We start from the raw sequence: 24,138 nt of genomic DNA, 5'->3' as shown, positions 1-24,138 counted from the left end.
ATAGCAACTAGATTAAACAGTATATTTGTATCTTTAATTACAACTTGAATACATGGCGACTATTAACGTATATACAGAAAGTACTCCTAATCCAGCAACGATGAAGTTCTTGGTCAACAAATTGTTGATTAATGGAAGCTTGGATTACCCAGATAGAGAAAAAGCTCAGGAATCTGCATTTGCAAGGGAATTATTCAAATTCAACTTTGTAAATGGTGTTTTCTTTGCGAGTAACTTCGTTACAATCACCAAAACTGAGGATGCGGAATGGGATGATATCGAAGCCCTATTAAAGGAATTCGTTAAAGGAGCTGTTGAGTCAGAATTGGCGGTTAAACCAGAAGAACATTCTGAAGAGATTAATTTTGAAGGTTCTGAGGTTGAAGTTAAGATTCAACAAGTGCTACACGACTATGTACGTCCTGCTGTAGAACAAGATGGTGGAGCTATTGCTTATAAATCATTTGACAATGGAACAGTTACGGTTGAGCTTCGTGGTTCATGTTCAGGCTGTCCATCTTCAACCATCACTTTGAAAGCTGGAATCGAAGGTTTATTGAAACGTATGGTTCCTGAAGTTGAAGAAGTGGTTGCAAATGCGATGTAGTATTTAGTATTTAGTATTTAGTATTTAGTATTTAGTATTTAGTATTTATAATAATTAAAATTAATTATTAGATACTTGAAGAAATAAATGGGAAAGCCTGATTGAGAAATCAGGCTTTTCTTTTCTGATAAAATCTCAGGAGCTATCTCTTTCTTTGGGGTAATTGGTTTCGGGCAGGTTTTAGTTTTTCTAAACATTTCTATTATTTTTTGTAAATTCCGATTAATTCAATGCGAACCTGAATATTAAAATTTTCATAAATGTGAATTGTGGACAAAAATCTTTTAGAAGTTGGGATTAAGGGCTAAATAATTCAGCTTTTTCAAGGGCACTCCATTAAAAATCACTACCTTTATCGGCAAAATAATCGAAACTTTATAATTAAAATGAGTGCAGATATAAACAAACTAGAACAGATCGCTTCGCAAGTAAGAAGAGACATCGTTCGTATGGTACATGCATGCCAATCAGGTCACCCGGGTGGATCCTTGGGCTGTACTGATTATTTTGTGGCCTTGTATTTCCACGCAATGAAAAATGACCCATCTTTTAACATGGATGGCATTGGGGAAGACATTTTCTTCTTGTCAAACGGTCACATTTCTCCAGTTTTCTACAGTACCTTGGCTAGAGCTGGATATTTTCCAGTGAGCGAACTTGCTACTTTCAGAAAAATCAACTCACGTCTTCAGGGTCACCCAACTACGCATGAGCATCTTCCAGGAATTCGTATTGCTTCGGGTTCATTAGGCCAAGGCTTATCAGTTGCGTTAGGTGCGGCACAAGCTAAAAAGTTGAACAAAGACAACAATTTAGTTTATGTATTGATGGGTGATGGAGAATTGCAAGAAGGACAGGTTTGGGAAGCTGCGATGTATGCTCCGCACAATAAAGTAGATAACATTATTGCTGCTGTAGATTATAACCGTGCTCAAATTGATGGTTCTACTGATGATGTATTATCATTGGGCAACCTACGTGCGAAATGGGAAGCATTTGGATGGGATGTTTTAGAGGTAGACAAAGGAAATGATATGGCATCAGTAATCGCAGGATTAGATGAGGCTAAATCACGTACAGGAAAAGGAAAACCAGTTATCATTTTATTACACACAGAAATGGGGTCAGGTGTTGATTTCATGATGGGTTCACATAAATGGCATGGTGTTGCTCCAAATGATGAGCAATTAGAATCTGCATTAAACCAAATCCCTAGAACGATAGGTGATTATTAATCATTGATTACACGATAGTATTAGTAATGAAAAAATATACATACACAGAATCAAAAGATACACGTTCAGGTTTCGGCGCCGGGTTATTAGAGGCTGGTCAGAAAAATGAGAACGTAGTAGCCTTATGTGCTGACTTGATTGGTTCATTGAAAATGAACGACTTTATAAAAGCTTATCCTGAGCGTTTCTTCCAAATTGGTATTGCGGAAGCTAACATGATGGGTATTGCTGCAGGACTTACCATTGGTGGTAAGATTCCATTCACAGGAACATTTGCGAACTTCTCTACTGGTCGTGTTTATGACCAGATCCGTCAATCCATTGCTTATTCAGGTAAGAATGTAAAAATCTGTGCTTCACACGCGGGCTTAACCCTAGGTGAAGACGGAGCTACACACCAAATTTTGGAAGATATCGGATTAATGAAGATGTTGCCAGGAATGACTGTGATCAATCCATGTGATTACAACCAAACAAAGGCAGCTACTGTTGCGTTAGTAGACCATGAAGGTCCTGTATATTTACGTTTTGGTCGTCCAGTAGTTCCTAACTTCACTCCTGCGGATCAAAAATTTGAGATTGGCAAGGCAGTTATGTTAAACGAAGGAACAGATGTAACGATTATTGCTACAGGTCACTTGGTTTGGGAAGCTATCCAAGCGGGTGAGGAATTGGAGAAATTAGGCATCAGTGCTGAAATCATCAATATCCACACGATTAAACCATTGGATGAAGAAGCTGTATTAAAGTCAGTTACGAAGACAGGTTGTGTCGTTACCGCAGAGGAACACAATCGTTTGGGTGGACTTGGCGACAGTGTGGCCCAATTATTGGCACAGAAATTACCTACTCCACAAGAGTATGTTGCAGTAAACGATAGCTTTGGCGAATCAGGTACTCCGGCACAACTGATGGAGAAATACGGATTAAATGCTGCAAACATTGTAAATGCAGTACGTAAAGTAATTACAAGAAAATAACAATCTATGGAAGATTCCCTGATAATAGCCAAGTTTGCGGATGAAAAGACTCGAGAAGAGGCATTCCGTTTACTGCTAAAAAAATATCAGCAAAAGATTTATTGGCATGTCAGACGAATGGTTATAGACCATGACGATGCTGATGATGTTGTACAAGATATATTTATCAAAGTATGGCGTAATCTTGAGAAATTCAGGGAAGATTCTCAATTGTACACTTGGTTATACCGCATTGCTACCAATGAGTGTATTACCTTTTTGAACAAGAAAAAACAAAAGCAGAGTGTTTCATTGGATGATGAAAACTCTGCTTATTTAGCTGATTCATTGGCTGACGGCGCTTATTTCAATGGTGACAAGGCACAGATGAAGCTACAACAGGCCTTATTAACCTTGCCTGATAAACAGCGTTTGGTTTTTAACATGAAGTATTTCGAGGATATGAAATACGAGGAAATATCCGAGGTGTTAGGAACAAGCGTAGGAGCATTAAAGGCTTCATACCATTTAGCAGTTAAAAAAATAGAGAACTTTTTTGCCTCAAACGATTAAACCTTTTGCCGCAAAAACCATCTATTATGGTACTATGAAAGAAAATAACACATATTACGAAAATTTAGGAGACAACCAACTACCTAACTCGTTGCGTGTCAACCCTTTCATTGTACCTGAAAATTACTTTGAAAAGCTAACCGAAAGAAGTTTATTCTTCGCTAAACTTGATCAGATTTCAGACACAGGAAAAGTAGGATTGAGCACCCCTCGTGGATTCTTTGAACAACAAGAATCGCAACTATTAGGTCAGATAAAGATTGACCAGTATAGAGATGTTGCTGCCTTCAATGTTCCTGAGGGTTATTTTGATCAGATGAGCGAGCAAATCCTTTCCCAAGTTCATATTGAAGAGGTGAAAGCGATGGAAGAAAATGATGTTCCGGCTGGTTACTTTGATAACTTGACTGCTCGGATTCTAAACAGAATTGAAGAAGAAGAGTTAACCCTAGAAATAGCAGAACCTGGATTTACAGTTCCTGAAGGTTATTTTGAAGAGGCAGATGATCAAATCATGGCTTCGATTTATACGGAGGAATTGAAGGCTCAGGTAGCGACAGAAGGATTTGAAGTACCTGCGGGATATTTTGACCAGATGTCAAATGCTATTCTTGACAAAGTACAGGACAAGAAGGTTATTCAAATGCCTTCGCGTAATGAGTCTGAAACTTCAGTATCTGGGAAGAAGAGAAAAGTCTTTACTTGGTTGACATCCGCTGCGGCTGCATGCGTTGCTGCAATAGTTGCTGTATCTGTATATAATGCAGATCAGAATCAACCAATGAAAACGGAAATGATGTCGTTGAATGAAATCCCTGAGGATGAAATTATCAACTACCTTTCCAATTACAGCGATGCTTCTGATCTAGAATACTATGCTGAGTATATCTATCAACCAGAAGAGTCAAAAGAGGTGGGATCTGGGATTGATAAGGAAGTTTTAGAAGATTACTTAAATTATAATTTATAATGATTCGTTTAAAACATATTATTTCAACAATTTGTTTGATTTGTATAGCTTGTTTTGTTGCGAATGGACAGTCACGTCAGGAAAGGTTTGATGCTATTGAACGCCAAAAGGCTGCTTATATTTCTAAACAATTACGGTTAACACCAGTGGAAGCACAACAGTTCTTTCCCTTATACAATATGTATTCGAAAGAAATCAGGAGTGTGAAATCAAAGAAATCGCAAGGACATCAGAATTCTAAATCCCAAGGAAATTCCTTTCGATCAAATAATGATGTTATTGAATTTGATGCACAAGAGGTCGACATAAAGAAGAAATATCGGGCGAAGTTTGCTGATGTCGTCGGGCAAGCCCGAGCATCACAGTTCTTTGCCGTAGAACAGGAATTTATTGAACTGCTCTACAAAGAACTCAACAGTAGAAGACATTAAGAAAGAAGCTCTCCATTTAGAGCTTCTTTTTTTTGATGTGCCTAAACTATTTTCCAATAGGATAAGTTATAGGTTTGTAGGCTTTATACCTATCTTTGCAACATCATGATAAGTAATAGAGAACTCTTCCTAAAAAACACTGCCCAAACTTCAGATTCACCAAGATTATTAGAAATTGATCGTGCTGAAGGAGTTTACCTATATGGGCCAAACGGAGAGAAATATATTGATTTGGTTTCTGGTTTCAATGTGAGCAACATTGGCCATAGACATCCACAAGTATTAAAGGCCATTCAAGAACAATTAGATCGTTTCATGCACGTGACGGTGTATGGTGAATTTGTTCAAGCACCGCAAGTCCAGTTCGCAACAGAACTTCTAGAAGTTCTTCCAGAAAGCTTTCAATCGGTTTACTTCACCAATTCTGGTGCTGAAGCTGTTGAAGGATCGATGAAGGTTGCCAAGAAATTTACAGGCCGCAGGGAGATCATCGCTGCCAAGCAGGCCTACCATGGCAGTACGCAAGGAGCATTAAGTTTAATTGGAAATGATGAGTATCGGGAAGCTTATGCTCCCCTATTGCCTGAGGTTTCCTTTATAGGCTACAATAACCTTACTGACTTGGATAAGATTACGGATAAAACCGCAGCAGTCATAGTGGAAGCAATCCAAGGTGAGGCAGGTGTTCGAGTTCCAAGCAAGGAATACATGCAGGCCTTACGCCAGAAATGTACTGAGACTGGCGCTCTATTGATATTTGATGAAATCCAAACGGGATTTGGAAGAACAGGAAAACTATTTGCTTTTGAGCACTTCGGCATTATTCCAGATATTCTAATGTTAGCTAAAGGAATAGGTGGTGGAATGCCATTAGGCGCCTTTGTTGCTCCAAAAGAAATGATGGATGTCATCAAATCTAACCCCATGCTTGGGCATATTACAACCTTTGGTGGACATCCTGTAAGTTGTGCAGCTGCTCGCGCCTCCCTAAAAGTCATTCGAGATGAGAAATTAGTTGAGGATGTGGAGCGGAAAGCGAATTTATTCAGAACAGAACTCAATATTCCGCAGATAAAAGAAATCCGTGGCTTGGGATTAATGATGTGTCTTCAATTGGAGAACTTTGACCAAGTGTATCAAGTCAGTAATTATTGTGCAAGTCAGGGATTAATTATTGACTGGTATCTTCACTGTGAAACTGCTCTAAGAGTAGCTCCACCGCTGACCATCAGTGATGAGGAAATTATACATTCCTGCAAAATAATTAGGGAAGGGATTGAAAAATTCTGTTAGAATAGGTAAATTGCTTTAACACAATCAACCTAGTTATTATAAACAATGGAAAACAGAAGAGACTTTTTAAAGAAGAGCTTGTTGACTTTGGGAGCAGCCGGCTTAGGGACTTCCTTAGCAAATGCTATTGATTTTTCAACCGGTGCTAAAGCAAAATTAACGATCAACAAAGGGGATGTTATCTTATTTCAAGGCGACTCCATTACAGATGCTGGTCGTAATAGAGAAAACCTAAAGCCAAATGATGGCAATGCCTTCGGAAACGGCTATGCATTCATGGCGGCAAGTACTTTGTTAAATAAATATGCAGATAAGGATATCAAGGTTTATAACCGCGGTATCAGTGGTAACCGTGTTCCTGACTTAATCAATCGATGGCAAACTGATGCATTGGATCTAAAGCCTAATATCCTAAGTATTATGATTGGGGTAAATGATTTTTGGAGAACAATGGATAGCGGTGCGAAAAACTCACCTGAGCAATATAAAGCTCAATACAAAGAGTTACTTGATAAAACAAAAGCTGCCCTTCCAGATGTTAAGTTGATTATTATTGAACCATTCGGTGTTAAAAATGTAAAACATGTAACGGATGCATGGTATCCTGAATTTCCAAAATATTTGAATGCCGCCAAAGAAATTGCTCAGGAATATGGAGCTATATTCTTGCCGTATCAAACGATTTTCGATCAAGGATTAAAAAGAAATAAAGATGGTGGCTATTGGACAACAGATGGAGTTCACACCACGATGGCAGGTGCCAACCTTATGGCAGAAGCCTGGTTGAATCTGATAAAATAATAAACAAACAAAACCGCCTCAGTTTTTCTGAGGCGGTTTTGTTTGTTTATTAGATATGAGAAGTGAGATGTGAGTATTGTGATATTAAACGGGTTAAATTATCGCCAGAAATTTCTCAAATCTCAAATCTCATATCTCATTTCTGTTTAAATCAGACTACTCTGACCAATAATCCTTTCAAGTATTCACCTTCAGGGAAAGAAGCTCGAACGGGATGGTCTTCGGGTTGGCAGTATTGATAGATAAACTGAATTTCTTTTCCGGCATCCAACGCAGCCCAGGCAATCACTTGTTTAAAAGTTTCAATATCCATAGCTCCTGAACAGGAGAATGTTGCTAACAGTCCGCCACTGTTGAGAAGCATTAATCCGCGGCGGTTTAAATCTTTATACGCTCTAGAAGCTTTATCTAGGGTTGCTCTTGATGGAGCATATTTTGGTGGATCCAGGACGATTAGGTCAAACTTCTCACCTTTTTCACCCAGCTCTCTCAAATATTTATTAACATCAGATTGCACTGCAATATGTTTGCTGCTATCGAAGCCATTATTCTTTACATTGTTTTTAAGGGTTTCAATCGCCAAAGCAGAACTATCTACAGAGGTCACAGAAGATGCGCCCTCATGGAATGCATTCAATGTAAATCCTCCGGAATAACAGAAACAATCCAATACCGATTTTCCTTTGGCATATTTTGCTGTAATGGCTCTATTTTCTCTTTGATCACAATAGAATCCCGATTTCTGCCCCTCAGCGATATTGACCTGATAATGTATTCCATTCTCAATGACATCCACAAATTCAGGCGGCATAATTCCGAATAATTTTCCATTGGTATCCGGCAAGCCTTCATATTCACGAGACTTTAAATCACTACGTTCATAAATTCCTTGTGGTTGTAATAACTGCACTAACTGATCTACAATTATATCCTTCACTCTTTCGATACCCGTAGAATGCACCTGAACAGAGATAAAGTCAGCATATTTATCGGCGATTAAGCCAGGAAGGAAATCGGCTTCTGCGAAAATCAAACGGACCGTATTATTTTGCTCATTCAAGAGGGACTTACGGTTATTAACAGCCTTGGTTACACGATTTCGCCACCATTGCTCATTAATTTCATTTCGAGGATCCCATTCCAATAAACGAACAGCAACCCTAGAGTTTCCGTTATAAATTCCGTAGGCAATAAACTCATCTTCTATATTAAAAACAGAAACGATATCTCCATTTTGCGGTTTCCCCAGGGCAGCTGAGATTGCACCGGAAAAGACCCATGGATGTAATTGCCAAGCAGCTTTATCCTTTCCTTTGTTCAGGATTATTTTATTCATGACTGCAAAAATAAATAGAATTGAAAGAAATTAATTCATCATGGAATAAAAAACTTTGAATAACATCCTTCTTTTCTTGATTTAACCTCCACACTTTTCTTAATGTTGGATCATTTATTCTTTTTCAATAATTAATTTCATTAAATTCATATAACCATCTAATAAACAACTTATGAAACTTTTCAATACCGTAGTCCTCTTTATTGCGGTTCTTTTTCAATCCGTAGTGGCCCAAGAGATAAGCATCAAAGGAAGCATCAATAACCTTGACGATAGTATTCAGTATATACACCTATCAAGTTTTAATGGCTTTCAAGTTCATAAATTGGAAAACAATACTTTTGAATTTAAGATACCTGTTGAATTGCCTAAGGAACAGGTAAACCATTCTTTCTTTGTACTGAGCAAAAATGAATATCCAACATTCGATGAGTTACATGATGAATTGTTAAAAAGAAAGGAAATCAACTATGAAAGAGATGCATTGTCTATAATCGTGGATAATAAAAACATGATAATAACCTTAGATGCAAAAGAGAAAAAAGCATCTGTAGAGGATAGTGAATTGAATAAGCAACTAGCTGAAATGAATGCCATCCAAATACAACAAAGAGAAAAATACAAGGAAAAGAAGTTCTCACTAGAAGAGATTACAGAATGGGGATTTAATGAAAAGATCAATGCACTAAATAAATACCCGAATTCCTTATTGACAGTTGAATATTTGGGTAATTTTTTAACGAATCCGTTTATGTCTACAGGCTTTCCAGAATTATCGCCGAAGCATTTGGAGCGGATTGAGCAATTAATAGCCAAAGTTAAAGAACAGGACCTTTCTCAGAGCAAAATCAATGAGTTACAGAATCAATATGATATGGTAGATTACAAGAATAAATCGATGACTGACATATCTTTCCCAGCGTTAAAGTTAAGTAACCTCAAGAATGAAAAACTCAATATCAAAGATTTATACAAGGAAGCAGACTATATAGTAATTGATGTTTGGGCAACATGGTGCGTTCCTTGCCTTCAACAGCATCCGGAGTATGAAAGGATAGCAATTACAAGTAAAAAGAACATCAAATTTATTGGGCTCTCCATAGATCAAAAAGAAGATGTTTGGAAAAACCACCTAGCCAAAGAACCAAAGAAATACGATAATTTTTGGTTGGATAAGTCGGAAGTAAAAGTTTTGGAAGATTCTTTATCTGTACAAAGCTACCCTACCTATATGATCATCAATACAAGGACTGGGAAATTAGCGAAAATCAGGTTCCATCTGGATAAGTTGGAAGAAATATTGGCAACTTTGGAATAACTTGCTTTATTAGAATAAAAAAAGGATCAATCCGACATTAATGGACTGATCCTTTTTTATTTAAAGAAGATATTAATTGTTCTCTATTAAATAAGCTTTGAAAGCGACGTAATCTACTTTCAATTCTTCAGCTAACTTGGGTAATCCTTGTAGTTTTTCTGCTCCTGCTGGAAGTTTCACTTCTTTATAAACCTCTTCTGAAATCGCTTCTGGGAATTTGCATGGATGTGCCGTGGATAGGAACACTGAGGCATATTCACCTGGATGGTCTTTTCTGTAAGCTTTGGAGGCTAGATACGCGATTGCTGTATGAGGACAAGCCACATATTTGAACTGCTCATATAGCTCATCCATTCCTTTTTTCGTTTCTTCATCATTGTAGGTGTATGAACTGATCATTCCCTGCAATTCGGAAAGGTTATTATGGAAAAGGTCTTGAATCCGCACCCAGTTGCTTGGGTTTCCAACATCCATAGCATTTGCCAGAGTTTGTACAGAAGCCTTAGGTTCATACAATCCCGAATTTAAGAAACGAGGTACCGTATCATTAACATTGGTTCCCGCGACAAAATGCGAAACGGGCAAGCCCATTTTAAAAGCTAATAAACCTGCACCAATATTTCCAAAGTTTCCACTTGGCACTGTAAATACGACCTCACCCATTCCTTGCGATTTCAACTGAGCATAAGCCCAGAAGTAATAGAAGGTTTGCGGGATTAATCGTGCGATATTGATTGAATTAGCAGAGGTAAGTCTTAGCTTTTGATTCAATTCAGGATCATTGAATGCTTGTTTGACCAAAGCTTGGCAATCATCAAAGGTTCCTTCCACTTCCAAGGCTCTGATGTTTTGTCCATTGGTTGTCAATTGTTCTTCCTGAACCTTGGACACTTTGCCTTTAGGGTATAGGATTGTCACTCTCGTACCTTCAACGCCAAGGAAACCTAAGGCCACTGCCCCACCGGTATCACCTGAAGTAGCCACCAAGACATCTAATAACTGATCCCCTTGTTTCGAAAAATAGCCCATAACCCGGCTCATAAATCTTGCACCGAAATCCTTAAATGCATAGGAAGGTCCATGGAAAAGTTCTAAAACTGCTGTTTCGGGACTTAGGAACCTTAATGGTGCATCAAAATTAATTGCATCCTCGATGATAGCTTTCAGGTCTTTTTCAGGTATATCGTCGCCAATTATGGCATTCGCAATTTGGAAAGCAATTTCCTGAAATGAATATTGCTGTATATTTTTTATGAAATAAGGATCTAAAGTTGGAATATTTTCAGGCATATAAAGTCCCTTGTCCTGAGGCAGAGAATTGAAAACGGCTTCTTGGAAGGATACTCTTAGATTTTTATTGTTTGTACTATAAAATTGCATGGTAATAAGTTTAGATTTAAGAAAGAATTTTTGGTCCTTCAGCATTTACAGCAGATACAAACTGTAAACTTTCAATTCCATTCGCTGTTAAATGTTCCTGAATACGGTTCACTGCCAATTGAGCAGCCTCAGCACCTTTGCTGATCGCAACTACAGATGGTCCCGATCCGGAGATACCAAAGCTCAAAGCTCCAGCTTCCATGGCGATTCGTTTCATCTCATAGAATTCCGGGATCAATATTGCTCTGGTTGGTTCAATCAACACATCGTGCATGCTTCGACCAATAAGATCATAATCGCTCCTATATAAACCCGCAACCAATCCTGCGATATTTCCCCATTGATTGACAGCATCTTTTAAAGAAACTTTCTCTTTGATCAACTGCCTAGCATCCCTTGTCGGAACATCCACTTGCGGGAACACGATTCCGGCAACTAAATCTTCAGGAACGGGCAAACTGATGATATCCAATGGTTCGTATCCACGAATCAAGGTGATACCGCCCATTAATGCCGGAGCAACATTATCTGCATGTCCATGGCCACAAGCCAATCTCTCCCCTTCCACACAAAATGGCATAAGTTCGTTTTTGGTCAATGGGTTTCCAAGCAAAGCATTGATGGCAAATAATCCGGCAACCGTACTTGCGGAACTGGAACCTAATCCACTACCAATTGGCATATGCTTGATTAAATCGATTTCAACACCTATTTCATTTTCAATCCCTAGGTGGTTCAATAGCATTTTTACACAGGCACTCACTGTATTTTTATCCGGATCTAATGGCAAACGGCCATCGTCTCCTTTGATCGAGCGGATTCTAACCCCTACCTCTTCCACCTGCTGCATGAATACCTCATCGCCAGGTTTTTCAACAGCAAAACCCAAAATATCGAAGCCACAAATCATATTTGCCACTGTTGCAGGTGCAAAAACTCGTACTTCTTTTAACCAATTATCTGGATTCAATGTATTTTCCTTTTTTATTAATTGTTCAGGATTTGACATGTTCTTAGTTTTTATGATTTTGAATTATGCACCTACGTTGACTAAATCGGCAAATACACCAGCTGCTGTCACCTCTGCTCCTGCGCCAGGTCCTTTCACCACCAATGGTCTTTCCTTATAACGTTCCGTAGTAAATGAGATAATATTATCACTACCAGATAGGGCATAAAATGGATGACTCTCATCGACCATCTGTAAGCTGATGGCTACTTTACCATTCTCCAGCGTTCCGATATAACGAATTACCTTTCCTTGCTGCTCTGCTTCTTGCTTGATGTTATTGAAGAAATCATCCGCTTTCAACAGTTCTGCATAGAACTCATCCACCGAAGAAGCTTTCAAACAGCTTTCAGGAAGGATATTTCCTAACTGCACATCTGAAGACTCGATTGGATAACCAGCATCACGACCAAGAATCAACATCTTTCTCATGAAATCTATTCCACCAAGGTCATCCCGTGGATCCGGTTCAGTGTATCCCAGTTCCTGTGCTTTTTTCACCACATCGTAGAAGGATGCATCCCCTTTAAAGTTATTAAAGATATAAGAGATAGTTCCGGAAAGAATAGCTTCAATTTTCAATAATTGGTCTCCACTCATCATCAAGTCCTTCAAGACGCGAACGATCGGTAAACCTGCCCCTACGTTAGTTTCATAGAAGAAATCAACGCCATGTTTGCGGGCAGTTTCATGGAGTAATTTATATTGTGCATATTCTCCAGAATTGGCAATCTTATTACAGGTTACAACTGAAATATTGGATTTAAATATATTCTCATAATAAGTTGCCGGAAGCTTGCTTGCTGTATTATCGATAAATACACAGTTAGGCAAGTTCATTTCCTGCATTTTTGAGATAAAGGTTGCTAAGTCAGCTACCTCTCCATTTGCATCCATTTCTGCTTGCCAGTTTCCTAAATCAACCCCATCAGCATTGAAATACATGCGTCTAGAATTTGAAATACCCACAACTTTAATCTCAACATCATTTTGATCTTCAAGGAAGGAATGTTGTTTATGTAATTGACTGAACAAAGTAGAGCCAATATTTCCGGTACCTATATTAAATACATGCAGCGTCTTTTTCAACTCTGCGAAGAAGGCATCATGTACTGCATTTAGAGCTTTTGATAAATCTTCCTTATTGATAATAACAGAGATATTAAATTCAGAGGATCCCTGTGCTATTGCACGAACATTGATACCATTTCTACCTAAAGCATGGAATAATTTACCTGACATCCCTGGCGTACGCTTCATATTCTCTCCTACGATTGCCAAGATGGATAAATTATCCTCCACCACAGGCATAGCGAGTTTATTAGCCAGTAGCTCCAATTCAAACTCATTCTGGATTAGATTAACTGCTTTTTGGGAATCACTTGGATTTACCGCAAAGGTGATGCTATGTTCAGAAGAAGACTGCGTAATCAAGATCACATTGATCTGCTCTCTCGCCAACAAGGTAAATAACCTACCGCTGAAGCCTGATTTACCAACCATTCCACTACCTGTTAGATTGATAACTGAAACATCAGAGATAGAAGATATCCCCTTGATTGGGAATGCTGCCTTCCCTGTTTCAAATTGAATAACCGTTCCTGGAAACTTTGGCTGGAAGGTATTACGGATAACAATAGGGATTTTCTTCATGAAGGCAGGAACCATTGTCGGAGGATAAATCACCTTCGCCCCAAAATAGGATAGTTCCATAGCTTCTGTATAAGATAAAACTGGCAATGAGAATGCTTTTTTAACAATACGAGGATCCGCAGTCAACATTCCATTTACGTCAGTCCATATTTCGATGGCGGAAGCATTGAGCACCGAACCGAAAATAGCCGCTGTATAGTCTGATCCCCCACGGCCTAATGTTGTAATTCTACCTTTTTCATTCGAACCGATAAATCCAGTTACAAATAGGAGTTTATCAGCATGTGTTTGAGCAAGGGCTTGAATTAATTGAGTTGTTAAGGGTTCATTTAGATGAGCATTTCCAAAGTTGGAGTCTGTTTTTACATAATGCGAAGCATTAATATATTCGGCTTCAGGAACTTCTTGTTCCATGATTTTAGCAACCAAATAATTACTGCAACGCTCGCCATAGGAAATGATCAGGTCTTTGCTTTGATTGCTTAACTCTTTGAGAGCTGCTACACCTTGTAAAAGATCTTCAAGTTCATTGACCAATAATTTAAGTCTGGTCAATACTGGATTTTGGAATTTTACAGCGATTAATTTCTTAACGACTTCAAAATGTTTTTCTTCCAACACCTTCAGATCCTCTATGAAGGACTTGCCTTCAGAAGCGTCTTCGGCCATTTTTGTCAATAGGTTGGTGATTCCTGACATGGCTGATAAAACAACCAATGGTTTTTCTCCGGCTTCGAAGGATTCTTTAACGATTGCCAATACGGCCTTGATACTTTCTACGGAACCTACGGATGTTCCGCCAAATTTTAGGATTTTCATGCTTTAGTTGCTCTGATTATTTACTGTTTTGTTTGTTTTAAAAATAAAAAAAGCCCTCCTCAAAATGAGGAAGGCTTCTAATATCTGTACTATTTACTATACAATAGAGTCACTTCCTCCTGGCTTCTCCCCCGGTGGTAATGATAATTGTAATAATAATAGATGCGTTTAACATTAATTTTGCTTTTGTTTTTCCAAATATATTATTAAATTTTAGATAATCAGATAGTTTTATTAAAAAAATTAAAAAAAACATTAAAACAGGTGATTTATTAGAATAGGGCAAGTTTTTAAGCGTTTTTCGATAAATAGAAGATTGAACATCGAAAAAATGCAAATGTTAAAAGTGTTAAAACTTTGTTAAATTTCTTTAAGAATGTTTTGATTTCTATACAGTATGTATTAGATTTGCTTCAGCTCGTTTGAAAAATTACAAAAAAATGAAGATTTCAGAGAGCTTATGGTTGTATAAATTAGCGATTTAATGAAAACAAAGAAACTAGTGGCAGTGATGCTATTCATAGGCTTATGTCTATTCTCGCAGGCTCAAACCAGCCAAAAATCCTCCGACCCTGATAACCTAGCAAAAGAATACTTCTCTCAAATAATGGGCGTTGCATCAAACGCTACTACGAACACAAAACTTTATCAATTTGTTTACGAATGGTTAGGAACTCCATACCGTTTGGGTGGAGATTCTAAAAGAGGTATTGACTGTTCAAAATTTTCGTTGGCAGTTTACGAGAATGTGTTCAACACAACAATCGGTTATAATAGCCGTAATCAGTATTCCAATGTAACTCCGGTTCGCAAGAATGATTTACAAGCGGGAGACCTAGTTTTCTTTAAAATTAGAAGTAGAAGTATTACACATGTTGGAGTTTATTTAGGAGACGATAAATTTGCACATGCCTCTTCAAGTAAAGGTGTGATGGTAAGTAACCTTAATGAAGCTTACTGGAAGAGATATTATTATAATGGTGGCCGTCCTAAATTAGAGGATAACGAGCGTATCATGACCGCTGATGCTAATCCTACTGGCAAAAGCAATCTTCACTAGATCAAACAAAAAATATAATATTAAATAAAGTCCGAAAGTCATGCTTTCGGACTTTATTTTTTAAAATTTTATTAAATTTACCCCTATCAAAAGCATTCATGTGCTAATTATATTTTACAATCTAGTATACACATGAATTCCTTTAATAAGACACGAATAGAAAAAGCAACAATGTCATCAAAGAAAACACTTATTCTCAATAAAGAGCAGATTCACCAAAAGTCAAAGCGTATTGCTTACCAAATCATAGAAGACAATTTTGATGAATCTTCCATTGTTCTTGTTGGACTTGCGGACCGTGGTTATGTGTTTGCGGAACGCCTACAAAAGTTATTAAAGGAAATTGCTCCAGAAAAAAACTATGAGCTGATCAAGGTAACTGTTCAAAAAACAAAGCGTAGCTTGGAAGCTATCACAGACGTTCCTGTGGAAACTGCCAAGAACAAAGTTATTATTCTAATAGACGACGTTTTAAACAGCGGTAGGACCTTAGCTTACGGTTTGGGCGTCTTTCTTAACGTTCCATTAAAAAGAATGCGTACAGCCGTTCTAATTGACCGTAGCCACCATCAGTTCCCGGTATTCAGTGATTACTATGGATTAAAACTTTCAACGATCCTCAAAGAACATGTAGAGGTCGTTTTGGAAGAATTCGATAAACAAGAAGATGCGGCATATTTATCATAGCCGCATCTTCCATTTTTACTAGTATCTGTTTAGGTAATCCCTCGATTTTTTCTTAGCCTTTACCTTTATAAATTTTCAATTTCTGACCTATGCGAAGGTTTGACCCTCGAAGGTTATTATCTGACTTAATCTTGCCAATCGTAGCTCCACGATGTTTACCGGCAATTTCTGACAAGGTATCCCCTTTTCTTACAACATAGGTTACATAGGTTGGATTCTTTTTGGCTACAGTCTTAGCCTGACTTACAGCAGCAACCACATTTTTGGTTAACTCCTCGTCAATAGCTCTCGACACTACAATCTCACGCCCTACAATCGATGATCTCGAGGTTAAATGATTCCAAGCCATTAAGTTTTGTACACTTACACCATATTTCTTTGAAATACTCTGTAAGGTTTCGCCCTTAGCTACCAGATGATTTTTATCCTCTTTCACCTCTACAGCTGCAATCGCCTTTTGAATTACTTCATCTTGCGGATTGTGCAAAGCCGCATAGATTAAAGAATCACTCATGGATTCATTCACTGGAATAACCAACCTTCTTTGTTTCTCTGGACTTGCAATCACCACATCGCGCTTGTAGCCAGGGTTCAATTGCTTTAGCAATTCTGTTGAACAGGTCAGAGCAGAAGCCACCTGATTCATGTTGATGGATTTATCCAACATCAACACTTTATGATCCGATTGTAAATCATTGACCGCTGTATTTAATCCATACAATTCAGCATGGTTGAGGACATAGGTCATCGCGATAAACTTGGGAATATAATTTTGAGTTTCTTTTGGTAGATATGGCGAAAGCTCCCAATAATTAGGGCTATTCAATCCGGAACGCACTATTGCCCGGCGAACGCATCCCCTACCACAGTTATAAGAAGCAAGAGCCAACAACCAATCGTTAAACTCATCATAGGCTTCTTTCAAATAACTTGAAACAGCATAGGTCGTTGAATACACATCCTTACGTTCATCAAAATTCGAATCCATGGTCAGGTTATAGACCTTTGCGGTACCATAAATAAATTGCCAGGGTCCCACAGCTCCTGAAGTGGAAACTGTATGCGGATTAAGGGAGGATTCAATGACTGATAAATACCGAATTTCTTGCGGCAATCCTTGCTCAGCAAAGATCTGATCGTAAATTGGGAAATAATACTCGCTTAATCCGAGTAATTTCTCCATGTAAGGTTTGTAGTTTCTGGAGATATACTTATCCAGATAGGCTTTAACGCGAGCGTTATATTCTAAGGGAACAGTTTTTTGGATTCGGGCAATACGCTGGGCGATATTGACATCTTCCTCATTAAACACAACCGAACTCCCTGCAACTTGCTTTACGGAGTCGAGTAATAAAAATGTTTTCTCTTTGTCCTTTTCAATTTGGTCAATAATATTAGCCTGAAAAGTTTCGCCGAAATTATGAGGTTCGAACTGTTGTTCCTGTGTGTATCCCAATTTCATCACACACAAGCCTATTGTAACTAGGAAACTAATTTTTTTGTTCATAAGTATTTAAGTACTGTAAACTATCTGTGTTAGTTCTTCGCTTATCGTTGGCAATCTGTGCCAATTCCTTTGGTTAGCATAAAAAAAAAGTTTCACCAGATAACGAACATATCTAGTGAAACTTTATAAAATCTTTTAATGAATAGAATTAACCTTGTTTGTTAACTGTATCATTATTAGCTGTTGTATTTGTGTTGTTTTCAGCATTTGGATCATCTTTTTGGCCTTCTTTAAATTCTTTCACGCCACGTCCTAACCCACGCATTAATTCAGGAATTTTCTTTCCCCCAAATAACAATAACGCCAATACCACGATAATAATAATCTCATTGGTACCGATAAATAATAATCCTGATGTATACATATTCTACTAATTTACTAATTCTTTTCTGTTGGTATATCTAACAAATATATAGATAAAATATTTAAATCCATGTAACTATCTTGCTATCCATATTGATGGATTCATGGAGGTTGTACCGCGATAAACACTCAAATCAATGTATGAATATCCAACCTCTGGATCGGAGTCTGCAGCGCCAATTACGGTACCTGTAGAGATCTTTTGTCCCTTAGAGACTGACACCGATTTCAAGTTAGAATAAGCTGTCAAATATTCACCATGTTGAACAACAACTGCATAGGATCCAATATTGATTACTTGCAGTACTGTACCTTCAAACACGGTTTTTACTGGAGCTCCATCGGATGTACGAATACGGATGTAATCATAGAAGTCACGTACTCCACGCTCTACCGTCACACTACCATAATTACGTACTACACTTCCTTGCCCTACAGGCCATGGAAGACGACCTCTATTCGAAGAGAATCCTGCCGATAACTTGGTCGCTTCCGGTGAATTATTTAACACCGCTGAACCAGTTTTCTTTTCGATTTTTTTCTCCGCTTCTGTAACAGTCGTTCCTGTCTTTTTAGCTTCCGCTTCTGCCAATCTTCTTCTACGCTCTTCCTCAGCACGACGTGCTGCTTCTACCTCTCTGGCAATCGCAGTCTTAATCGCTGCATCTAAACGTTTCTTCTCTTGTTGCTTCTTCGTCAATTGACCACGGAAAGTACGCTCCTCCCTTGCTAATTGATTTAACTCTTGCGAGTGTGCCGCTTTATCTTTTGCAATCGTATTACGTTCAGCTTCCTGTTCTTTCAATAACGATTGTTGAGTCTTTTTATCTCTTTCCAACTGCGCAATCTTCAACTCGATTTGCTTTTTCGTTCCTTCTATCTCCGCAACCTTAATCTTTCTGGCATCCGTAAATTGTTGAAGGTATTTAACACGCTTGAAAGCTTGGTTAAAATCCTTAGAAGCAAAGATGAACATCATCTTATTATAGGAGTTCTTATTCCTAAAGGCGAAAAGGATCATTTTTTCATAATCCTGTCTCATTTTCTCCAATTCCGCTTTTAGCTTATCGACGATAGCATTATTCGAAGAAATATTTTTATTGATGATGCGTAATTCAGAGTTGATGGTACTGATTTTATTTTCCCGCAAGTCCAACTGCTTACTCAAAGCAGCGACCTCTTGCTGTGATAATAATTTCTCCTGTGTCTTAGCACTTAATATTTTTTGAAGCTCAGCGATTTCCCTATCAATTCTTTCCCTTTGTTTCTTTAATTCCAAACTACTTTGTCCGTAACTTAAACCAACAAATAGCAATAAGGAAAATATACTGAGTACAATCTTTTTAAAATCCATGAAATGTTAAATTCTTTCGCCTCTATTTTATAGAACTTCCAAAAATAAGGATATAGTTAATACGAAAATAATAAAAACATAATTTCTTTACATTATTGGCTATTCTAATTAGTTGATAGCCTTATATCTCGAAGGAATACTGAAATTCAGCTCCACCGTTTTATTAAATTCTGATTTGTTATAAAGCATATCTGAAGACACCTTCGTACCACTTCCTTCAATGTTTAACGTGAATCTCTGCGGAAAATTATGTCCATCTATCAATGCAAAATCACCATAATGGGCTTCCAGTTTATCAGATTTCCCTAATTCCATCAAATTAAATATGGTAGGTCTGTTACTCTTATTCACTCCATAATGAAAGGTCAAACCGTCCTTCACCCCTATTACCTGAACATCCTCATCGCTGGTAGCAATCTGTAATTGATCCGTCCTCAGCATCTCTGTAGAAATATTGCCAACCAAAATATCCTGCAACATTCTGAAGGAAATTCCCGGATTGGTATACCTATATATATAGGAGAAAGGTTTAGCAATATATTCACTATGCAATCTATTGATAATCTTTACACTATCAGGCGTAATTAATACTCTTGCCGCTTCAATTCCCAATAAGGCCGTTACTGAGATCCAGATAGCCTTATCTCTTTCCATACGGATATTCAAAGTTACATTCTGAGTCTCTTCTCCAACCTGTACCTTAGCCTTCGCACGCCCAGAAAAGGTAATGAAGTTCAAATTATTCAACTCGTATGTATTCAACAAGTCCTTTCCCTTCGCAGTCACTCCGGCATCAGGCTTCTTAACTGTCGATTTCTTACTGGCACATGCTGAAACCAACATGAAAACTGCCAAAATCAAACTTATTCTACTCAATATATTTCTTCTCACTGATTTTCTGTTTTAATTTTTCTTTATCTAAGGAACTTCCTTCTGACAAGGTCATTGCTTTCTCCCATTGCTTTACAGCCTCTTTTGTCTTACCCAACTTGATTAGGATATCACCATAATGATCATACAACACTCCTGATGGTTCTGAATTTTTTATAGATTTCTCAATCCAGGTCAATGCTTCCTGATATTTTCCTTGTTGAAATAATACCCATGCATAGGTATCCTGGAAAGTTCCAGAATTTGGTTCCATCTTATTGGCGCGTTTCGCATAATCCGCAGCTTTATCCAAATCTTTCTTTTGAAGAGACAAATAATAAGCTGCATTATTTAATACCGTTACGTTATTACTATCCAATTTAATCGCTTCATCATAGGCAACTTCAGAAGCAGACTCCATTTTGATTTCATGATATAAATCACCTAAACCTCCATACACCATCGATTTCACAAAGTCATTTTCATTACCACTCTGATCCAATGCTCTTTCAAGATATAATCTTGCATTATCGGTGTCCTTCTTCATCATGTAAGCCATACCAACAAAATAAGTGATGATTACATTTCCAGGGTTATGACTCAAAGCCTCATTTCCATCCACAATAGCCTCGTCCAATTCATTCTTGGCCAACTCCACATTGATAAGTTTTCGCCAAGCCTCTATATGCTGCGGGTTCATGCTTACGGTGGTTAGATACAGGGATTTCGCTTCAACAAGGTCACCACGCATCCACATGATATCCCCCTTGAACATATGGCTATCAGGCATCCTTGGGTGTTTTAACACCAAGGTGTTCGAAAGATCTTGAAGTTGATCCTTACTGAATTCTTTATTATTATTCACCAGGTTCATCATGACACGGTGCTTATCAATAAAGTTGACTGCATCAGATTGAAAGGCTTTTTTAATATTATCATATGCCTGTGAACTCTTTTTCAATGCCATATTCGCATCGGCCATATCTAGGTACAGCAAATCATCTTTCGTCGAGACCAAACCTTCTTCAAGAACCGAAACGGCATCTTTGGGTTTATTCTGATCCACGAGAATATAACTCAGTGTACTATAGACTTGTCTGATCGGCGATTTTTTCTTTCTCCAATATTGCAATAATTCATTGGCTTCACTTGGACGATCTAAGTCCATAAGGATTTCAGCCTTTAAAACATCCAACGTATCCGTTTCACCAAACTTTTCCTTGGTGATTTCATAAGTTTTTAAGGCATCTTCGGATTTTTTTGCTGCATGTTGCATCATGATTTTTTCACGATACACCTGAGGGTTATTAGGTTGTTTGATTAGGAAATCATCCAAAACCTGAATTGCAGAATTGAAATCACCCTTACTTTTATAAAGCTCTAAAAGGTGATTATTATAGATTACATTCTCAGGAGATATTTTTACAGCCTCTTGAGCTGCAGGCAAGGCCACATCAAAGTTTCTGGCTTGTGCATATAATAAGGACTTAGCATAGTAAACTTCTGCGCCATTCGGATATTTCTGCAGAGTTTCTTCTATACTCTGTAAAGCATTGGCCAAATCACCGCTCTTCAACTTGGATTCTATGGAGGCTAATTGCTCCTTATATCCTTTATCTTCTTTCAAATCTTGCGCAAACAACACTTGTCCCGCCATCAGCAATATTCCCAGAACCAGGGGTTTGCACCATTGTGATCTTCTCATCTAATTTACTTTAATTATCCACCCTATATCATGCTTAGCGCTCGGTCTAAGGCAATTCAAGGTAATAAATTAATTTTAAAGAGCACAAAAATGCAGAAAAGTTTAATCCGTATTACCTTAAATTATGTTAATAGTTTAACCATTAACAAAAATATCCTTTCTTAATTGACTCAAATTTTAAACATATAAGTCCGAAATAACATCAAAAAATACCCGTTAATACGCAAGTTACTCTAAAATATAAAGGGTTGATTTAGAAGAAATACGAATGTACTTTCATGGATCTTGGGGTTTGAAAAACAATAGTGCATCGATATCAAAACAAAAAGTAAAATTGGCTTTGAGAATTAAATTAAAATATTGTACCTTTGCAGACCTCTTTGTAGTGATTACAAAAGGATTAAAACATTATTAATTAATTAAATAAAAGCAAGTGAATACGTTAAGTTACAAAACTGTCTCTGCTAACAAGAACACCGTTAACAAGGAATGGATCGTTGTTGACGCTGAAGGCGAGATTTTGGGGCGCTTGGCAAGCGAGATTGCGAAAGTGATTCGTGGAAAGCACAAGCCTTCATTCACCCCACACGTAGACTGTGGAGATAACGTAATTGTTATCAACGCAGACAAAATTAGATTGACTGGAAACAAATTAGGCGACAAAGTATATGTTCGCTACACAGGCTACCCAGGTGGTCAACGTTTCGTTTCTCCAAAAGAGTTAATGGCTAAACACCCTGAGCGCATCATCGAGAAAGCTGTTCGCGGGATGTTGCCTAAGAACCGTTTAGGACGTCAATTATTTAAAAACCTTTATGTTTATGCAGGTACAGAGCACAAACATGAGGCGCAGAATCCAAAACCAGTTAAATTTTAAGGAGAACGACTATGTCAACAACTAACACTTCAGGAAGAAGAAAAACTGCTGTTGCCCGCATCTACTTAACAGCTGGCAATGGAAATATTACCGTGAATGGTAAAGATTACAAGGAATATTTTCCGACATTACCTTTGCAATACATCGTTACTCAATCTTTATTGGTAGCTGATTCTCTTGCAAATTTTGACATCAATGTTAACGTTCAAGGTGGTGGAGTTAAAGGACAAGCAGAAGCAGTTCGTTTAGCAATTGCTAAAGCTTTAGTAGAGCTTAACCCAGAAGTTAAACCTGCTTTACGTTCTAAAGGTTTGATGACACGTGATGACCGTATGGTTGAGCGTAAGAAACCAGGACGTCGTAAAGCACGTAGAAGATTCCAATTCAGTAAACGTTAATATAAGGAGGATCAAAAAATGGCAAGAACAACATATCAAGAATTATTGGATGCAGGTGTTCACTTTGGTCACCTTACTCGTAAGTGGGATCCGAAGATGGCTAAGTACATTTTCATGGAACGCAATGGTATCCACATCATCGACTTGAACAAAACTCTTACTAAATTAGAAGAGGCAGCTTCAGCGATTAAACAAATCGTGAAATCAGGTCGTAAAGTTTTATTCGTAGCTACAAAGAAACAAGCGAAAGAAATCGTGGCAGAACAAGCAAAAGCAGTAAACATGCCTTTCGTTACGGAACGTTGGTTAGGTGGTATGCTTACGAACTTTGCAACAGTACGTAAATCAATCAAAAAAATGTCAAACATCGATAAAATGCAAAAAGATGGCACTTACGATGTATTGTCGAAAAAAGAAAAATTGATGATTCAACGTGAGCGTATTAAGTTAGAAAACCTTTTAGGTGGTATTGCTGACTTAAACCGTTTGCCTGCTGCGTTATTTATTATCGACGTTAAGAAAGAGCATATTGCAGTTGCAGAAGCGATGAAATTAAACATCCCTACTTTTGCAATGGTGGATACAAACTCTGACCCTACTAACATCGACTTCCCAATCCCTGCAAACGATGATGCTACTAAATCAATTAGCTTAATTGCTAGCGTAATTGGTAAAGCGATTATCGAAGGATTAGAAGAGCGCAAGCGCGATAAAGAAGAGGATGCGGAAAAAGAAGCTGCTGCTGCTAAAGCTGCAGTAGACAATGGTGAAGCTACTGAAGCTACTCCAGGAAAACGCACTCGTAAAGCGAAAGACGTAGAATAATCTTATTCTATTACATAAGCCGGATAGACAAGTGTTGGTTTCTGGAAGATCTGCTTCCTTTTACCGCTCCTGTCTTTCCGGTTTTTTGCTAATAAGCAAAAACCTATT

General features: G+C 37.9%; 23 protein-coding genes. 14 read left to right on the top strand and 9 right to left on the bottom strand.

Going from position 1 to position 24,138, the window contains the following annotated elements; translation table 11 throughout:
• Positions 1–52: 52 nt before the first annotated feature.
• The 8 genes from PZ892_RS03825 (at position 53) to PZ892_RS03790 (ending at position 6,869) form a co-directional block, all read left to right on the top strand.
• Positions 53–607, top strand: coding sequence for a NifU family protein (locus PZ892_RS03825; RefSeq protein ID WP_094255202.1), 555 nt, complete (start codon positions 53–55; stop codon positions 605–607).
• A gap of 386 nt (positions 608–993) precedes the next feature.
• Positions 994–1,842 carry a transketolase gene (locus tag PZ892_RS03820; protein ID WP_094255203.1) on the top strand — a complete coding sequence of 283 codons (849 nt, stop codon included), beginning with the start codon at positions 994–996 and terminating at the stop codon, positions 1,840–1,842.
• A 26-nt stretch (positions 1,843–1,868) separates the two neighbouring features.
• A complete protein-coding gene (locus PZ892_RS03815) occupies positions 1,869–2,822 on the top strand; it encodes a transketolase family protein (RefSeq protein WP_094255204.1) in 954 nt (317 codons plus the stop codon).
• Positions 2,823–2,828: 6 nt separating this feature from the next.
• Positions 2,829–3,374, top strand: coding sequence for an RNA polymerase sigma factor (locus PZ892_RS03810; protein ID WP_094255205.1), 546 nt, complete (start codon positions 2,829–2,831; stop codon positions 3,372–3,374).
• Positions 3,375–3,408: 34 nt separating this feature from the next.
• Positions 3,409–4,344 (top strand): hypothetical protein, encoded by a 936-nt coding sequence (locus PZ892_RS03805; RefSeq protein WP_182499273.1) that lies wholly within the window; start codon positions 3,409–3,411, stop codon positions 4,342–4,344.
• Positions 4,344–4,775 (top strand): hypothetical protein, encoded by a 432-nt coding sequence (locus PZ892_RS03800; protein ID WP_220476802.1) that lies wholly within the window; start codon positions 4,344–4,346, stop codon positions 4,773–4,775. Before PZ892_RS03805 ends, PZ892_RS03800 begins: the two co-directional genes overlap by 1 nt.
• Before the next feature lie 105 nt (positions 4,776–4,880).
• A complete protein-coding gene (locus PZ892_RS03795) occupies positions 4,881–6,068 on the top strand; it encodes an aspartate aminotransferase family protein (RefSeq protein ID WP_182499272.1) in 1,188 nt (395 codons plus the stop codon).
• A gap of 45 nt (positions 6,069–6,113) precedes the next feature.
• Positions 6,114–6,869: an SGNH/GDSL hydrolase family protein gene (locus PZ892_RS03790; protein ID WP_094255209.1), complete on the top strand. Its 756-nt coding sequence runs from the start codon at positions 6,114–6,116 to the stop codon at positions 6,867–6,869.
• 151 nt (positions 6,870–7,020) lie between these two features.
• Here PZ892_RS03790 and PZ892_RS03785 read toward each other — a convergent pair whose 3' ends face one another.
• Positions 7,021–8,205, bottom strand: coding sequence for a class I SAM-dependent rRNA methyltransferase (locus PZ892_RS03785; RefSeq protein ID WP_182499271.1), 1,185 nt, complete (start codon positions 8,203–8,205; stop codon positions 7,021–7,023).
• A 172-nt stretch (positions 8,206–8,377) separates the two neighbouring features.
• Here PZ892_RS03785 and PZ892_RS03780 point away from each other — a divergent pair, with 172 nt between their 5' ends.
• Positions 8,378–9,523, top strand: a complete 1,146-nt coding sequence (locus PZ892_RS03780) for a thioredoxin family protein (RefSeq protein WP_182499270.1) — start codon at positions 8,378–8,380, stop codon at positions 9,521–9,523.
• A gap of 72 nt (positions 9,524–9,595) precedes the next feature.
• On the opposite strand, the gene thrC is transcribed toward PZ892_RS03780, so the two are convergent.
• Genes thrC through thrA form a run of 3 tightly spaced genes read right to left on the bottom strand, consistent with a single transcriptional unit; the run spans position 9,596 to position 14,384 of the window.
• The gene (thrC, locus tag PZ892_RS03775; RefSeq protein ID WP_182499269.1) at positions 9,596–10,903 is read right to left on the bottom strand and encodes a threonine synthase; all 1,308 of its coding nucleotides are present in this window, start codon (positions 10,901–10,903) and stop codon (positions 9,596–9,598) included.
• A gap of 16 nt (positions 10,904–10,919) precedes the next feature.
• Entirely contained in the window at positions 10,920–11,912 is a 993-nt protein-coding gene (locus PZ892_RS03770) for a homoserine kinase (RefSeq protein WP_182499268.1), read from the bottom strand.
• Positions 11,913–11,936: 24 nt separating this feature from the next.
• On the bottom strand, positions 11,937–14,384 hold the full coding sequence (gene thrA, locus PZ892_RS03765) for a bifunctional aspartate kinase/homoserine dehydrogenase I (protein WP_182499267.1): 2,448 nt from the start codon (positions 14,382–14,384) through the stop codon (positions 11,937–11,939).
• Positions 14,385–14,868: 484 nt separating this feature from the next.
• On the opposite strand from thrA, the gene PZ892_RS03760 reads away from it, so the two are divergent.
• A complete protein-coding gene (locus PZ892_RS03760; RefSeq protein WP_094255215.1) occupies positions 14,869–15,444 on the top strand; it encodes an NlpC/P60 family protein in 576 nt (191 codons plus the stop codon).
• A 171-nt stretch (positions 15,445–15,615) separates the two neighbouring features.
• On the top strand, positions 15,616–16,131 hold the full coding sequence (locus tag PZ892_RS03755) for a phosphoribosyltransferase family protein (RefSeq protein WP_094255715.1): 516 nt from the start codon (positions 15,616–15,618) through the stop codon (positions 16,129–16,131).
• 52 nt (positions 16,132–16,183) lie between these two features.
• On the opposite strand, the gene PZ892_RS03750 is transcribed toward PZ892_RS03755, so the two are convergent.
• The 5 genes from PZ892_RS03750 to PZ892_RS03730 form a co-directional block, all read right to left on the bottom strand.
• A complete protein-coding gene (locus PZ892_RS03750) occupies positions 16,184–17,638 on the bottom strand; it encodes a lytic transglycosylase domain-containing protein (protein ID WP_182499266.1) in 1,455 nt (484 codons plus the stop codon).
• 148 nt (positions 17,639–17,786) lie between these two features.
• Positions 17,787–18,002 (bottom strand): twin-arginine translocase TatA/TatE family subunit, encoded by a 216-nt coding sequence (locus PZ892_RS03745; protein WP_094255217.1) that lies wholly within the window; start codon positions 18,000–18,002, stop codon positions 17,787–17,789.
• Positions 18,003–18,077: 75 nt separating this feature from the next.
• Entirely contained in the window at positions 18,078–19,355 is a 1,278-nt protein-coding gene (locus PZ892_RS03740) for a peptidoglycan DD-metalloendopeptidase family protein (protein ID WP_094255218.1), read from the bottom strand.
• Positions 19,356–19,463: 108 nt separating this feature from the next.
• Positions 19,464–20,246: a DUF4292 domain-containing protein gene (locus PZ892_RS03735; RefSeq protein ID WP_220476800.1), complete on the bottom strand. Its 783-nt coding sequence runs from the start codon at positions 20,244–20,246 to the stop codon at positions 19,464–19,466.
• A complete protein-coding gene (locus tag PZ892_RS03730; RefSeq protein ID WP_277712102.1) occupies positions 20,224–21,930 on the bottom strand; it encodes a tetratricopeptide repeat protein in 1,707 nt (568 codons plus the stop codon). Before PZ892_RS03730 ends, PZ892_RS03735 begins: the two co-directional genes overlap by 23 nt.
• A gap of 433 nt (positions 21,931–22,363) precedes the next feature.
• Between PZ892_RS03730 and rplM the strand changes: the two genes are divergently transcribed.
• From rplM to rpsB, 3 genes are read left to right on the top strand one after another with little or no spacing between them, the layout of a single operon-like run.
• The gene (rplM, locus tag PZ892_RS03725) at positions 22,364–22,807 is read left to right on the top strand and encodes a 50S ribosomal protein L13 (RefSeq protein WP_094255220.1); all 444 of its coding nucleotides are present in this window, start codon (positions 22,364–22,366) and stop codon (positions 22,805–22,807) included.
• Between the two features lie 11 nt (positions 22,808–22,818).
• Positions 22,819–23,205, top strand: coding sequence for a 30S ribosomal protein S9 (gene rpsI / locus PZ892_RS03720; protein WP_094255221.1), 387 nt, complete (start codon positions 22,819–22,821; stop codon positions 23,203–23,205).
• Between the two features lie 18 nt (positions 23,206–23,223).
• Positions 23,224–24,030, top strand: coding sequence for a 30S ribosomal protein S2 (gene rpsB / locus PZ892_RS03715; RefSeq protein WP_093098738.1), 807 nt, complete (start codon positions 23,224–23,226; stop codon positions 24,028–24,030).
• Positions 24,031–24,138 lie beyond the last annotated feature (108 nt).

The organism is Sphingobacterium sp. WM (assembly GCF_029542465.1).
Lineage (GTDB): Bacteria > Bacteroidota > Bacteroidia > Sphingobacteriales > Sphingobacteriaceae > Sphingobacterium > Sphingobacterium cellulitidis.
This window is presented reverse-complemented; position numbering and strand designations above follow the sequence as displayed.

Coding starts and splice junctions, on each gene's coding strand:
- PZ892_RS03825 (WP_094255202.1), top strand. CDS start 53: ATGGCGACTATTAACGTATATACAGAAAGTACTCCTAATCCAGCAACG.
- PZ892_RS03820 (WP_094255203.1), top strand. CDS start 994: ATGAGTGCAGATATAAACAAACTAGAACAGATCGCTTCGCAAGTAAGA.
- PZ892_RS03815 (WP_094255204.1), top strand. CDS start 1,869: ATGAAAAAATATACATACACAGAATCAAAAGATACACGTTCAGGTTTC.
- PZ892_RS03810 (WP_094255205.1), top strand. CDS start 2,829: ATGGAAGATTCCCTGATAATAGCCAAGTTTGCGGATGAAAAGACTCGA.
- PZ892_RS03805 (WP_182499273.1), top strand. CDS start 3,409: ATGAAAGAAAATAACACATATTACGAAAATTTAGGAGACAACCAACTA.
- PZ892_RS03800 (WP_220476802.1), top strand. CDS start 4,344: ATGATTCGTTTAAAACATATTATTTCAACAATTTGTTTGATTTGTATA.
- PZ892_RS03795 (WP_182499272.1), top strand. CDS start 4,881: ATGATAAGTAATAGAGAACTCTTCCTAAAAAACACTGCCCAAACTTCA.
- PZ892_RS03790 (WP_094255209.1), top strand. CDS start 6,114: ATGGAAAACAGAAGAGACTTTTTAAAGAAGAGCTTGTTGACTTTGGGA.
- PZ892_RS03785 (WP_182499271.1), bottom strand. CDS start 8,205: ATGAATAAAATAATCCTGAACAAAGGAAAGGATAAAGCTGCTTGGCAA.
- PZ892_RS03780 (WP_182499270.1), top strand. CDS start 8,378: ATGAAACTTTTCAATACCGTAGTCCTCTTTATTGCGGTTCTTTTTCAA.
- thrC (WP_182499269.1), bottom strand. CDS start 10,903: ATGCAATTTTATAGTACAAACAATAAAAATCTAAGAGTATCCTTCCAA.
- PZ892_RS03770 (WP_182499268.1), bottom strand. CDS start 11,912: ATGTCAAATCCTGAACAATTAATAAAAAAGGAAAATACATTGAATCCA.
- thrA (WP_182499267.1), bottom strand. CDS start 14,384: ATGAAAATCCTAAAATTTGGCGGAACATCCGTAGGTTCCGTAGAAAGT.
- PZ892_RS03760 (WP_094255215.1), top strand. CDS start 14,869: ATGAAAACAAAGAAACTAGTGGCAGTGATGCTATTCATAGGCTTATGT.
- PZ892_RS03755 (WP_094255715.1), top strand. CDS start 15,616: ATGTCATCAAAGAAAACACTTATTCTCAATAAAGAGCAGATTCACCAA.
- PZ892_RS03750 (WP_182499266.1), bottom strand. CDS start 17,638: ATGAACAAAAAAATTAGTTTCCTAGTTACAATAGGCTTGTGTGTGATG.
- PZ892_RS03745 (WP_094255217.1), bottom strand. CDS start 18,002: ATGTATACATCAGGATTATTATTTATCGGTACCAATGAGATTATTATT.
- PZ892_RS03740 (WP_094255218.1), bottom strand. CDS start 19,355: ATGGATTTTAAAAAGATTGTACTCAGTATATTTTCCTTATTGCTATTT.
- PZ892_RS03730 (WP_277712102.1), bottom strand. CDS start 21,930: ATGAGAAGATCACAATGGTGCAAACCCCTGGTTCTGGGAATATTGCTG.
- rpsI (WP_094255221.1), top strand. CDS start 22,819: ATGTCAACAACTAACACTTCAGGAAGAAGAAAAACTGCTGTTGCCCGC.
- rpsB (WP_093098738.1), top strand. CDS start 23,224: ATGGCAAGAACAACATATCAAGAATTATTGGATGCAGGTGTTCACTTT.